Raw genomic sequence first — 13,545 nt, 5'->3', positions numbered from 1 at the left:
GGGGGCCTATGCCAGCACCCACGTATCCTTACTGCCCCCGCCTTGTGAACTGTTTACTACCAGTGAGCCTTCTTTGAGCGCTACACGGGTTAATCCGCCAGGCACTATCTCAATACCATCCGGACCGAACAACGCATAGGGCCTCAGGTCAATACGCCTCGGTTTAAGCTCTCCCTGCATGTAGCATGGCGCTGCCGAAAGGCTGATGGTTGGCTGTGCTATAAAGTTGCGTGGCTCTTTCAGTATCTCTTTTTTATAATCTTCTATTTCCTGGTCAGATGCTGCATGCCCCATCAGCATACCGTAGCCGCCGCTGCCGTTGGTGCGTTTTATTACCATTCGGTTCATGTTTTTAAACACATAATCCATTTCATCCGGATTGCCTAACTGGTGCGTTGGTACGTTTTTCAATATAGGCTCTTCATTCAGGTAATATTTGATCATTTGCGGCACATAGGTGTAAACGGCTTTGTCATCGGCCACGCCATTACCAATAGCATTTACTATGGCCACATTGCCTTTGCGGTAAGCGCCCATTATACCTGCAACACCCAACATGCTTTGCGGATTGAATACCAACGGATCAAGATAATCATCATCAACCCGGCGGTATATTACATCAACCTGTTGCAGGCCAACGGTAGTTTTCATGTAAACCTTGTGGTCTTTAACAACCAGGTCGCGCCCTTCAACCAATTCAACACCCATTAAGCGCGCCAGTGTGGTGTGCTCAAAATAGGCTGAATTATATATACCCGGACTTAGCAGCACAATGGTTGGGTTGGCAATTTGCCGTGGTGATAGCGCCAAAAGATTGCGGTATAATATAGCGGGATACTCGGTAACGCTGCGTACACCGCATTGTGGCAACAGGTCGGGAAACAAACGTTTGGTTATTTCCCTATTCTCCAGCATATAGCTAACACCTGATGGCGTACGCAGGTTATCTTCCAGCACGTAGAATGTTCCATCGCTGTCACGTATAAGATCTATACCGGAAATGTGAATGTAGATGTCATAAGGTACATTCAACTGGTACATTTCGCGCAAAAAATGCGGGCAGGAGTAAATAACGTCAATAGGTACTATGCCGTCTTTAATTATAAACTGGTTATGGTAAATATCTTTAAGGAAGTGGTTGAGCGCGGTTAGGCGCTGTTTAATGCCTTTTTCAACAAAAGCCCACTCAGCAGCTGTTATGATACGTGGAATAATATCAAAAGGAAATATTTTTTCAATTCCTTCACCACTATTATATACAGTAAAGGTTATACCCTGGCTCATGAAGAGACGTTTAGCTAACTCCTCTTTTTTATTGAGATCGTCGGCAGATTCGCCCGAAATGTATTCAATTACTTTGCGATAATGATCGCGTACATTGGAATCATCACCATACATTTCATCCCAAACGCCACTTATAGGGCTATATTCATTAAAATAGGCTGATTCCTGCATGTAAAATCGCTCGTTTAAATTATTGGTTACTCAATTTTTTCATCAATAATGAAATATATGAGTTGTTTTTTATAAAAATGCAATTTATTTTGAAATATTTATAATTATTTATCAATAAAATTTAAATATTTCTAAAATGTAATGGATGTATGGGCAATAATCGAAATAGTGATGGGCGTTTTGTGTGGTTAATCGCTTTCATGCCCTATAGTTAAAGACGATAGGAGCTCAAATTTTAGCTGAACTCTTGTTTCAATCCAAATTTAAAATCAATCTCCAATATTCCATAATATGGATTTTATTCCAAAAAATGGAATTGTGGCATGGGGCAAAACATCGTTTTTAGGCTTGAAATGCAGGTTTGGCACGGTGGAACGTATTTTGTATAAACCGGATCAACGATAAAAGCCCAATAATAGAATGAAAAAATTTACTCCCCTGATGTTAGCTGCACTTACTTTATTAGCAGCATGCAAAAAAAGCAGCATTACCCCAGATCAAAATACCAACGGTGGTAATAACATAACAAAACTTGCACCTGATGGTTTTAATTTTGCTACCACAAAAAACGTAACCGTATCACTTTCGCTTAAAGCGCCAAACGGCGATGCTTTGAAAGGGGTAGTAGTTAGCCTATATAATCCGGCAAATACTAATGGAAACGCGGCTATATATAAGGGAGTGACTGATGCCAGCGGAAACCTGGTTGCAGCTGTAACTATCCCGGCAACAGTTAAACAGTTGGTTATTGACCCGGCTTATGTTGGTTTAATGCGTAATGCTGTAGCTAACATAAATGGTTCTTCGGTTAGTGCAACTATAGGTGGTCCGTCTGTTTTTGGTGGCGACATAGTTCCACAAGCAATAGTTGAACAAAGCGGCTCATCATCCTCAACGTTAACCACACTGGCTTCGGGCATAACATTTGTTTATCCATCACCTTATACTTCTTCAAGTGATGCTATTGTAAACACTTCACAAACACCATTCAACCTGGGCGTTCCCAAGTTTCTGTTGCCTAATGATGATGTGATCAGCGCTTCGTTATTGAGCTATGTAAACGCGTCTTTGCCTGAATACAAACCGGTTCCTGATACGCACCCGGAATATTTATCAAGCAAAGTAACCTCAACACTTAACGTTGTTGAAAAATCAGATGTCTGGATAACTTTTGTTGCCGAAGGCGCAGGTAACCTTAACACTTTAGGGTTTTATACTTACAAAACAGGTAGTGCTCCTACAAGCGAATCTGATATAGATAAAGTAACTATTATTCTTCCAAATGCATCGGGCGCAGGATCAGGCGGCGGCTTAAAATCTGGTAACAAAGTTAAATTAGGAACTTTTGACCCGGGAACTTCAATTGGTTTTGTATTAATTGGCAACGGCTGGACTGGTAAAGGAGTAGCAACAGGCAATACCAAATTCTATTCAGACGATAAACTTAACCCTGAAACTAATTCGGCATTAAAGAAACATACCGTAGTATTATATGATGATGTAAACAAAGTTACTTTAGTTGGATTTGAAGATCTAAACAGACAAACCGGTTCAGATAACGATTTCAACGACTTAGTATTCTATGCTTCATCAAACCCTATTACAGGTATCTCTAATGTGGGTGTTCCGGTTGTTGATAAAGGTGGCGATGCTGATGGCGATGGTGTAGCGGACGAGTTAGACGCTTTCCCTAATGATGCAAGTAAAGCTTATGTAAGCTACTATCCATCAGCAAGTGGCTATGCTAACATTGCTTTTGAAGATAACTGGCCAACCAAAGGCGATTACGACCTGAATGACGTAGTAGTTAAATACCGTTACACTTTTGAAAGCAATGCACAAAATAAAGTAGTTACTATAAAAGGCGATTACAACGTTACCGCAGTAGGTGCATCATTTAAAAATGGTTTCGGTGTTCAGTTCCCATTCGCTGCATCTAACGTAGCAAGCGTTACCGGTCAGAAATTTAAAGACAACTATATTTCATTGGCAGGTAATGGTGTTGAAGCTGGTCAAAGCAAAGCGGTTATTATACCTTTTGATAACACCGACCTGATGTTGAACAACCCGGATAACGGCTACTTTGTTAACGTATTAAACTCAAGAGATAAAGTTACTAACGGCGCTACAGCAACAGTGGTAATGACACTTTCAACTCCGGTTGCACAGTCAACCATAACAGGTGCAAGTATCAACTCATTCCTCATCAGTAACTCACGCCGCACGCATGAAGTGCACTTGCCGGGTTACGCTCCAACTGATAAAGCCGATGCTAAGTTGTTGGGCCAGGGTGATGATAACTCAATCCCATCTTCATCAAGATACTATTTAACCAAAGACAACTGGCCATGGGCTATAAGCTTTGCAGATAATTTTACATACCCCTTAGAACAAGTTAAAATAACCGACGCGTATCCGCACTTTGCTGATTGGGCCAGCTCAGGCGGATCATTATTCCCGGATTGGTATACTAATACCGGTTCAGGCTATCGCGTTAACTCAAACCTGTATACTAAGTAACTAAGGTTTGAGTGTTCGGAAAACCGTCCCGATTTTTCGGGACGGTTTTTTTGTTTAAACGGTTTTAGAGTTTTCGCTCCTGCAACATTTTGTAAATGGTTGATTTGCCTATATCCAACTTTTGGGCAACCTTAACCACATTGTTTTCATACTTATGCAGGTAGGCTCTGATAATATCGCACGTATATTCTTCTAATGTTTTATCGCCGGTTGCTACAATGTTGTCTCTGCCGGAAGTGTGAAAGCTCAGGTCGTCAGCAGTGATCTCTTTCCCATCGCACATCACAGCCGCCAGTTCAATAGCTGATCTTAGTTCCCGTACATTGCCGGGAAAGGAATAGCTGATCAGTTTGTTTTTAGCCTCGTTGCTTAATTGCTTAGCCGGCATCCGGTTCTCTTTAACAAATTCATCCAGAAAAGCCTTTGCCAGCAGTAAAATATCAGTACCCCGGTCGCGCAGGGGAGGCAATTCAATAGGTAAGCCCATTATGCGGTAATAAAAGTCCTCGCGGAAAGTGCCTTTTTTTACTAATTCGGCCAGGTTTTTATGAGTGGCCACAATTAATCGTACATCAAGCTTAACCTTATCGTGGCCGCCAAGGCGGGTTAGTTCACGTTCTTGCAAAACACGTAGCAGCTTGCTTTGCATGGCCGGCTCCATTTCGCCTATCTCGTCTAAAAATAATGTGCCCTTGTTAGCTTCTTCAAATTTTCCCGTTTTGCGGGAGTTGGCTCCTGTAAATGCGCCTTTTTCATAACCGAACAACTCGCTTTCTAAAAGTTCTGACGGTATTGCCGACATGTTAAGGGCAACAAAAGGTTTTTTAGCCCTGTCGGAGTTGTAATGTATGGCCTTCGCTACCAATTCTTTACCGGTACCTGTCTCACCGGTTACAGATACATTGATGTTGGCCTTTGCCGCTTTTTCTATTAAGCCAAATATCTTTTTAATAGCAGGCGACGCGCCCACCATTATGTTCCCTATCTCATATTTATGCCCCAGTTCCTCCCGCAGGTGCTCAACTTCTTTTTTAAGCGATTGATTTTCGCGTACGCGTATAACGGCATTCCACAGCAGCTCCTTAATGTTGTCGTTCTTGACGAGGTAATCGCTAACGCCGGTTTTAAGCAGATCAACCGCTGTGTTTACGTCACTTTGACCGCTTATTACAATTACGGGTACAGATGCATCGGCCAACCTGATTTTCTTAAATAGCTCGGCACCGGTCATGTCTGGCAACGAGTAATCAATGGTGATCAGATCAGGCTTTTTGTGCAGATTTTTTATGCAGTCAGTAGCAGTGGTAAAACGGGTAACCTGGTAATCAGGGTTAAGAGAAAGCTGATAATTTAATAATTCGCTGTACCAAACATCGTCTTCAACAATAAAAATATGGTAAGCGCTCATGTGTTAAATAATAAGAAATGGTTGTTTTAACGGGTAAAGAAAGCAAGGTTTATTAAATATAGAAAATTTTCCAAAAAATGGAATAATAATTTAAATAATTACACTGATTATCAGTTGTTTATGTTTTGGTATATTTTATGAATATAGCTTATAAGAATATATAAACCAAATGAAACCAACCAACACAATTTTGCTGAACGATGCTATTTGTCCATCAGAGGCAATAACCGGAATTAAAAATGATGCAGCGGTAGCATACAACGCACGTATGAATGTTATCAGGTTTATAGCCATATGCTCTGTAGTATGGGGCCATAGTTTGTTAAGTTATGAAGAACGCCTGTTGAATAACATCCATTACCAAATGCTGCATGCAGTTATGGTTCAGACAGGGCGGGTAGGAACTATTATGTTCTTCCTGGTATCAGGTTTTTTGTTGTACGATAAAATACAAATTTATACCCCGGCAACTTATTTAAGCCACCGTTTAAAGCAAGTAATTTTTCCGTGGATGGCTTTCCTTTTTTTAGTTGTTATAATACAGCTGATTGATGTAATATCTATTAGGGGATTGATCAAAGGGAACTTGATGCACACATCAATAGTTTTGTTTTCGCTTATAAAAGGGTCGGTTTTTCATGCTGCTTACTGGTTTGTACCGGTGGCTGTTTTTTCAGCTTTAATACTGGTTGCTTTAAAAAAGTATATAAACAAAGTATGGTTTGCCGTACTGCTGGCCGTTTTGAGCATATTTCATGGTATTAACCTTTACTTGGGTTGGATACCCGTAAGCCATACTATTGCATTTTTAGGGTATGTATTTTACCTATGGTTGGGTATGTTCATTAAACGGAATATTGATGAAATAAAAAACATCCTGGATAACTTTTCTATAACTATACTTTGTTGTATACTGCTTGTTGTTTTCTGGCTGGCCTGTATGGAGGGAATTAACTTAACTCACTTAGGCTGTACAGACGCTTATGCTTCACTACGCCTTTCAAATGCAGAGCTTTCTGTACTATTGTTTATTGTTTTATTAAAGTCTGACAATGTGAGCTTTATTGACAGGTTCAAACCCCGCCAAAATACATTCGGCATTTATTTGATCCACTCGTTGGTAATTATGCAATTGGTGCCTGTTGTAAACACCTTTATTAAAGCTCACATCAATCAGTTTAGCATAGTTCAGTTCACCGAGCTGCAAACGCTGTTTTTTGTAACCGTATTTTTCCTCACCCTTGCAATTGTACAAATGCTAAGGCATACACCATTACGTATTTTACTGGGGTTTTTTAGCCGCTAAAATGGGCCGCCAATTGGGCATTGAATTTCCCGCTAACTTATAAAAATGCTTAGTTGCAGCTGATAACATGTAATTTGGAGCTAAATAAGGCTGTAAATAACATTGGCGTATGATTTGTAATTGTTAAAGCGTAAAACTTATTATCATGAAAAACAACGTTGCTTTAAGCACCACCTTAACAACCCTTATTATTGTAGTACTTGTTTTAGCCGCCTTAACGTTTATGGATAATAACACCACAAAAAACACATACGCCTGCATAATTTTACTTTGCTGTATTGTTGTGTTTACAGTTTCCATATCACTACGCCATTCTGCAAAGGAAAAAAGTAGCGATTTGGAAAAAAGTGAAGGCTTAATGTTCTGAAAATTAATTTCTTTAAAAGAAACCATTGCTTATTAGCGGGTGTTATACTAAAAAAGTTAAACACCTATGAAAAATAAAGTAACCATATTTATAGCGCTGGCTGCGCTATTGGCAGGGTGTAGCACCACTACCGAAATAACCAGCTCATGGCGTAAGCCAAACGCCACCGCCGACAATTTTGACCACATATTTGTAGCGGCTTTAACAACTAACATTGCAGCCAAGCAAGCTGTAGAAAACGGGATTCAGGAAAAATTACAGGAACAGGGAATTAAGGTTGATAAAAGCCTTGATGCTTTTCCGCCGGATTTTAATAACAATAACGCGCAGAGAAAAGATCTGGTACTTAGCCGCATACAAGGTACCGGGTCTGATGGTATTTTAACTATAGCCTTGCTGAAGGAAGATACCGAAACGCATTACCGCCCAGGTATGGGTATGTGGAATCCAGGTTTACGTTATGGTTATTATAATTCTTTTTGGAACTATTATAATAACTGGTACCCATCGTTATATGACCCGGGCTACTACGACGAAACCAAGGTTTATTATCTGGAAACCAACCTTTATAATGCTAAGACTGAACAATTGATATGGACGGCACAATCAAAGACTTATGATCCTACAAGCATTAACAGCTTTTTAAAAGGTTATTTGAAAACCATACAGGAGCAAATGGTGAAAGATGGTTTAATAAAGCCTACTGCTGCTATAACAGCTTCAAAATAATTGTGCTATGTAAGCACAAAAAAAATCCCGGTTACGCTTAAGTACCGGGATTTTTTTATGATAGATGTAATTCTCTATTTCAGAAAAAGTGTGCCTTTGCCCATTGTATAACCATCGGCATACATTAAAATGGTGTAGGTGCCTTTTTGGAAGGGCTGTTGGCTCATCCAGTCAACCACGTAGGTTTTGCCGTCATCATTAAAATCAATTGATGTGCGGTAAGTAGCTTGCAGCTCCGTATCGTCTGCGCTGAAAGTTCCGCCATCTGTAGCAGTGATCAAATTGCCTGTTGGGTCAATTATCCTGAAGAAAATATCATGCGTTCCTTTAGCTGCTACCTGGTTTCCCGCTACGGTAAACGCTATTTTTAGCTTGTTAACGTTTTTGGCTTTGGTTTCATCGCTTTCTTTACCATTGCTTTTAACCTTATAACCAACAATGTTAATAGCGCCAACTTTTAAGGCTGAAGCAACCTGTACCTTGGTGTTCAGGTCTTGATTTTGTTTTTCCAGATCAGAAGCTTTGGCAGCAACAGTAGTAAGATTGGTGCGTAGTGTGTCGCGTTCAATGGTCAGATCCTGATTTTGTTTTTTCAGTTCTTCAATGTCGGCAGTGTATTTGGTAACAAAATAGCGTAGCTGCTTAACGTCCTCCTGTGCTTTTGAAAGTTCGGCGGCTGTTAATTTTCCTTTCGCCAGTTCGCTGCGCAATACTTTTATTTTAGCCTGCAAAGAATCGTTCTTTGCCTGCATTTCACTCGTCATGCGTACGCGGCCTGCATTTACCTGGGCTATTTGCGCTTCAAGGCTGTCTAATTCAGTTTCGAGGCGGGTTTTTTGATCGTTTACATAAACAATCCTGTCGTCGGCCTTATTTTTTTTCAGGTACAAATAAACATCGGTTCCTAACAACGCAATTATCACCAATATTAAAAAGTAAATAACATTGGAGTTTTTTTTAGGCGTTTGTTCTTGTTGGTTTTCCATAAAAATTGATGATTAAATTAAGTATTAACAGCCCTGCCATGAGCAGGCTGCAAACTTTTTGCACGGTATTATTAATAATTAACGCTCCAAAATAAAGGATATTTTATGGACATTAATGGTTATTTAATTAAATGTTATACGTAAAAATGCGAAAAATGTAATAATGTTTGTAACAGGTGATAAAATTTTTATGCTAAAAACGGGTAACAAAACGCCATGTTGTTGGTAATAACTAATTAAAAAATTAATAATAAACAGGCAAGCAATTGAGTTTATATCTTTGCACTTTCCTCACAAAAAACCGCTTAATGTATTTATATCGATATATAATTTTACTATTAATTGTGCCTTTTATGGCCGCCGCGCAAGGCCCCGTTATTGATACCGTTGCAAAGGTGCCGTTTGAGCCCAAGCGCGAGTTTAGAGGTGTTTGGATAGCTACTGTAGAGAATATTGACTGGCCTACACGTGCTAATATGCCTTCGGCCGACCAGCAAAAACAGCTGATAGATATTTTGAACGCCCACCAGCAAACGGGCATCAATGCGGTTATGTTCCAGGTTAGGCCAGCCGCCGATGCCTTTTATGCCAAAGGCAGTGAGCCCTGGGCCCGCTGGCTTAACGGAAAGCAAGGGCAACCACCGGTTCCGTTTTATGACCCGTTGCAACTGGCTATAACCGAGGCCCACAAACGGGGGATGGAACTGCATGCCTGGTTTAACCCTTACCGTGCTACTAATGACGCCAGATTTAACCTGATAAGCCCTGATCATATTACCAATTTAAAGCCAGAGTGGTTTTTTATATATGGCGGCAAAAAACACTTTGACCCCGGATTGCCTGAGGTGCGCGAGTACATTGTAAAGGTGATATTAAATGTGGTAGATAATTACGATATAGATGGCGTGCATATGGATGATTATTTTTACCCATATGCCATATCCGGACAAAAAATAAATGACTCGGCAAGTTATGCCAAGTATGGCGGCGAGTTTAAAGACATACGCGACTGGCGCCGCAACAATGTTGACCAGTTAATAAAAATGATTGCCGACAGCGTGCACAAACATAACCCGCGCATTAAGTTTGGTATTAGTCCGTTTGGCATATGGGCCAACAAATCGCAAAACGCGGAAGGCTCTGATACACGTGGTGGTGATTCCTACTATGGCCAATTTGCTGATTCGCGCAAATGGATAAGAGAAGGTTGGCTGGATTATATCAATCCGCAATTGTATTGGCAAATTGGGTACAGGCTTGCTGCTTTTAATACTTTGGTTGACTGGTGGAGCAATTACACCAACAATCACCATTTATATATAGGGCAAGCCCCATATCGTATGGCAGAAAAAGCGTCTGTAGCTTTTCATAATACTAATGAACTACCTAATCAGATCAGGTATCTGCGCGAAAATCCGCGGGTACAGGGAAGTGTATTTTTTAGCTCCAATTCGTTAACCAAAAACCTATATGGGTTTACAGATACCCTGAAGCAGAATTTTTACCGTTACCCGGCTTTGCCTCCGCCTATGCTTTGGCTGGATTCGGTTGCGCCGAATGTGCCACGTAATTTATCAGTAACCAAAATAGCGCCACGAACCGTACAGCTAAAATGGGAAGTGCCATTACTTGCTGCAGATAAAGAGCCTGTTTACGGGTATGTTATTTATCGCTTTGAAAATACAGAAAAGATCAACCTGGAAAACCCTGAAAATATTCTGCGCATTAATTATAACATAGGTACTGTATTTAATGATACCACAGTGCAACCCGGCAAAACTTATTTGTATGTTATAACGGCGATAGACCGGCTCAAAAATGAGAGCGAACGAACGCCGGCCATAGCAGCTATTATAAATTAGGTTGCTGATGGTAACATAGCATCTATAATAAAATCTTTCCTCCGTGAGAGCAGTTATACAAAGAGTATCAGAAGCAGTATGTAAGGTAGACGGCAATGTAACCGGTCAGATTGAAACCGGTCTGCTTATATTATTAGGTATTGAAGATGCCGATACTGATGAGGACCTGCAATGGCTGGCGCAAAAGATATGCGGATTGCGAATTTTTGCCGATGAGAACGGCCTTATGAACAAAGCGCTTGCCGATGTGGATGGCGGCATCCTTCTTATTTCACAGTTTACTTTATTCGCTCAAACCAAAAAGGGCAATCGCCCGTCGTTTATTCGCGCTGCGCGACCGGATAAAGCCATTCCCCTTTATGAGAAAATGATAATCAAACTGGAAGAGTTAAGCGGCAAAAAGGTGGCTGCCGGGATTTTTGGGGCGGATATGAAGATAAGCCTCACTAACGACGGGCCGGTTACCATAATTATGAACACAAAAGACAAGGATAACTATTAGCATATGGAATTGTCGGAAGTACAAAAGGCCGTTGACAATTGGATAAAAACAACCGGCATCCGTTATTTTAACGAACTGACCAATACCGCTATATTAATGGAGGAAGTGGGTGAGGTGGCCCGCATAATGGCGCGGCAATATGGCGAGCAATCTTTTAAAAAGTCGGATACAGAAGTAAACCTCGCTGATGAAATGGCTGACGTTTTATTTGTGCTGGTGTGCCTGGCCAACCAAACCGGCATAGACCTTACCGAAGCCCTCCAAAAAAACCTCGAGAAGAAAAGCATCCGCGATGCGGAACGGCATAAGAATAACGAGAAGCTGAAATGAAAAATGTTGAGACGCGGTAATATCGCGTCTTTTTTTGAGTAAAATTTAAATGCAATTTTGTTGCATTTGTTGAATTAAAACTTTAGTTTAGCCTAAACCTAATTTACTTGTTATGAGAAAGATTTTAATTGCAACTGTTTTTGCCTTGGTATTTCAGGGTTGTAAAGGGCCGGATAATAAAAATGATAAGATAACGGCTGATCCGAACGCTGAAATAAGAATAGATGAGCCGGTGGGGAATGCCGAAACAATGGCAGTGGCAATGGCGCCACCGGTTGTTAATCAGGTAAAATTTCCGCCGCCAGTGTTAAAGCCTGATCTTGGATCCAAGCCGCAGGAGATGGAGAAAAAGATCATTAAAGAAGGCGAACTCCGGTTTAAAACTGCTGACATAACTGCTGCCAGAAAAGCTTTGGTTGCATCGTTGGTAAAACTTGGTGGCTATGTTTCTGAGGAGAGTGAAAATAATTACGACGGCCAGAAAGAGATAACACTCAATACCCGCATTCCCGCTAAAAATTTCGATGCGTTTTTGACTGCGGTATCTACTAATGCAGAGAGCATCGACTCTAAAAATATCCGCATAAAAGACGTAACTACAGAGTTTATTGATGTTACCACGCAACTGGCCAATAAAAAGAAACTGGAAGCGCGCTATTTAGAGTTGCTGAACAAGGGCAGTAAGGTGTCTGACCTGTTAGAGATTGAAGATAAACTTACAGAAATACGAAGCAGTATTGAATCAACCCAGGGGCAGCTCAATTATTTGTCTAAGCAGGTGGCTTATAGCTCTCTGAATATTACCTTCTATTCTAAACAAACCGTTCAGGACAACGGGCAAACATTCGGCTATAAAATTAAAAACGCTTTAACCAGCGGTTGGTATACCTTAGGCGGCATGTTCTTCGGTTTTGTAGCCTGGTGGCCAATTTGGTTGGTGTTGGTTATGGTTGTTTACGCGTTCAGGAAGTGGCGTAAAAGCAAAAGAAAGGAATAAGAATAGCGACGCAAACTTTGGGTCGCTACTCTATATTATAGTTTCAGTTTCACCAGGCGCTCTCCTTCTAAAACCGGGATGGCGGTGGTTACATCAACATTCAGACAAAAAGCTATATCTTTTTCGATACCTAATTTTTTCAAACGCTCACTGTGTGATGTTTTGCTGAGATAGGCGTTAAGGTCGTTTTTAGCTAAGCCGAACATGTCATTTGCGGCAATGGCGGGGTCATCTATTTTGAAACCCTCGTTTTTTAATTGCTCAACAACAGCACCTGCGAATAAGGTATCTTCAAGGTTGAAGTTGTTTTTCCAGCCGGAACAAACCAACAAAATATTGTCCTGCTGCTGTTTAAGCCAGTTACAAAGCGAGCTGATATTTAAAAAAGATCCTATCACTACCTTTTTAGCCATACGCGAGAGGTGCAAAGCGTGTGTACCATTGGTAGTGGTTAAAACAATGGTTTTACCATTCACCTTTTCTTTTGTGTAGGAGAACGGCGAGTTGCCAAAGTCAAAACCTGCCACAACTTCGCCATCGCGCTCGGCGGCTAACAGGTAATCAAACCCTTTTTCAATGTAGGCGCTGCACTCTTCTACCTTTGATACGGGAATGATTGCTTCAGCACCGTTTTCAATGCCGTAGCAAATAGAGGTAGTAGCCCTGAAAATATCAATGATGACCACGATATAATCCTCAACCTTATACAGGGGTATAAGAGCAGGAGTAAGGCAAACCTGTAGTTTAGCCCCAGCCCCCCGGCCCCCTGAAGGGGGAGTGTTATTAGTATCTTTATTCAATTTTTTAATTTAAATGATGGGAAGTTCCCCCTTAGGGGGCAAACGGTGGTTTAACCACTTTTGCTTTAATTTTGTTATCTCTTATTTTGATAAAGATCTCGGTACCTTCTTTAGCAAAAGCCGTAGGTACATAACCCATACCAATAGCTTTTTGTAATGATGGAGATTGTGTGCCGGAGGTAACCCTGCCTATTGTGTTGCCATCGGCATCTGTTATCTCATAATCATGCCTTGGGATGCCTCTTTCCAGCATTTCAAAGCCAACCAGTTTTTTGGTAATGCC

13 protein-coding genes are annotated in these 13,545 nt (G+C 40.9%); 8 read left to right on the top strand and 5 right to left on the bottom strand.

Annotation, left to right across the window (positions count from 1 at the left end; genetic code table 11):
* Positions 1 to 6 precede the first annotated feature (6 nt).
* A complete protein-coding gene (locus CLV57_RS00065; protein ID WP_100339341.1) occupies positions 7 to 1,455 on the bottom strand; it encodes a circularly permuted type 2 ATP-grasp protein in 1,449 nt (482 codons plus the stop codon).
* A 420-nt stretch (positions 1,456 to 1,875) separates the two neighbouring features.
* On the opposite strand from CLV57_RS00065, the gene CLV57_RS00060 reads away from it, so the two are divergent.
* Complete coding sequence (locus CLV57_RS00060; RefSeq protein WP_100339340.1) at positions 1,876 to 3,975, top strand: LruC domain-containing protein; 2,100 nt, start codon at positions 1,876 to 1,878, stop codon at positions 3,973 to 3,975.
* A gap of 64 nt (positions 3,976 to 4,039) precedes the next feature.
* Here CLV57_RS00060 and CLV57_RS00055 read toward each other — a convergent pair whose 3' ends face one another.
* On the bottom strand, positions 4,040 to 5,383 hold the full coding sequence (locus CLV57_RS00055) for a sigma-54-dependent transcriptional regulator (protein WP_100339339.1): 1,344 nt from the start codon (positions 5,381 to 5,383) through the stop codon (positions 4,040 to 4,042).
* A 169-nt stretch (positions 5,384 to 5,552) separates the two neighbouring features.
* Between CLV57_RS00055 and CLV57_RS00050 the strand changes: the two genes are divergently transcribed.
* From CLV57_RS00050 to CLV57_RS00040, 3 genes are all read left to right on the top strand, one after another.
* On the top strand, positions 5,553 to 6,689 hold the full coding sequence (locus CLV57_RS00050; protein WP_100339338.1) for an acyltransferase family protein: 1,137 nt from the start codon (positions 5,553 to 5,555) through the stop codon (positions 6,687 to 6,689).
* Between the two features lie 145 nt (positions 6,690 to 6,834).
* Positions 6,835 to 7,056 carry a hypothetical protein gene (locus CLV57_RS18250; protein WP_157799018.1) on the top strand — a complete coding sequence of 74 codons (222 nt, stop codon included), beginning with the start codon at positions 6,835 to 6,837 and terminating at the stop codon, positions 7,054 to 7,056.
* A 66-nt stretch (positions 7,057 to 7,122) separates the two neighbouring features.
* Complete coding sequence (locus tag CLV57_RS00040) at positions 7,123 to 7,785, top strand: hypothetical protein (RefSeq protein ID WP_100339336.1); 663 nt, start codon at positions 7,123 to 7,125, stop codon at positions 7,783 to 7,785.
* 74 nt (positions 7,786 to 7,859) lie between these two features.
* On the opposite strand, the gene CLV57_RS00035 is transcribed toward CLV57_RS00040, so the two are convergent.
* Positions 7,860 to 8,771 (bottom strand): hypothetical protein, encoded by a 912-nt coding sequence (locus CLV57_RS00035; RefSeq protein WP_100339335.1) that lies wholly within the window; start codon positions 8,769 to 8,771, stop codon positions 7,860 to 7,862.
* A 353-nt stretch (positions 8,772 to 9,124) separates the two neighbouring features.
* Between CLV57_RS00035 and CLV57_RS00030 the strand changes: the two genes are divergently transcribed.
* From CLV57_RS00030 to CLV57_RS00015, 4 genes are all read left to right on the top strand, one after another.
* Positions 9,125 to 10,633: a glycoside hydrolase family 10 protein gene (locus CLV57_RS00030; RefSeq protein WP_245856753.1), complete on the top strand. Its 1,509-nt coding sequence runs from the start codon at positions 9,125 to 9,127 to the stop codon at positions 10,631 to 10,633.
* Positions 10,634 to 10,676: 43 nt separating this feature from the next.
* Positions 10,677 to 11,135, top strand: a complete 459-nt coding sequence (dtd, locus tag CLV57_RS00025) for a D-aminoacyl-tRNA deacylase (RefSeq protein WP_100339333.1) — start codon at positions 10,677 to 10,679, stop codon at positions 11,133 to 11,135.
* A 3-nt stretch (positions 11,136 to 11,138) separates the two neighbouring features.
* Entirely contained in the window at positions 11,139 to 11,465 is a 327-nt protein-coding gene (locus CLV57_RS00020; protein ID WP_100339332.1) for a nucleotide pyrophosphohydrolase, read from the top strand.
* Positions 11,466 to 11,577: 112 nt separating this feature from the next.
* The gene (locus tag CLV57_RS00015; RefSeq protein ID WP_100339331.1) at positions 11,578 to 12,462 is read left to right on the top strand and encodes a DUF4349 domain-containing protein; all 885 of its coding nucleotides are present in this window, start codon (positions 11,578 to 11,580) and stop codon (positions 12,460 to 12,462) included.
* Between the two features lie 35 nt (positions 12,463 to 12,497).
* On the opposite strand, the gene CLV57_RS00010 is transcribed toward CLV57_RS00015, so the two are convergent.
* Positions 12,498 to 13,262 carry a 2-phosphosulfolactate phosphatase gene (locus CLV57_RS00010; protein WP_100339330.1) on the bottom strand — a complete coding sequence of 255 codons (765 nt, stop codon included), beginning with the start codon at positions 13,260 to 13,262 and terminating at the stop codon, positions 12,498 to 12,500.
* A gap of 31 nt (positions 13,263 to 13,293) precedes the next feature.
* The coding region (locus CLV57_RS00005) for a glycine cleavage T C-terminal barrel domain-containing protein (RefSeq protein WP_317044557.1) at positions 13,294 to 13,545 on the bottom strand (252 nt) is incomplete at its 5' end.

The sequence above is a fragment of the Mucilaginibacter auburnensis genome (assembly GCF_002797815.1).
Lineage (GTDB): Bacteria > Bacteroidota > Bacteroidia > Sphingobacteriales > Sphingobacteriaceae > Mucilaginibacter > Mucilaginibacter auburnensis.
This window is presented reverse-complemented; position numbering and strand designations above follow the sequence as displayed.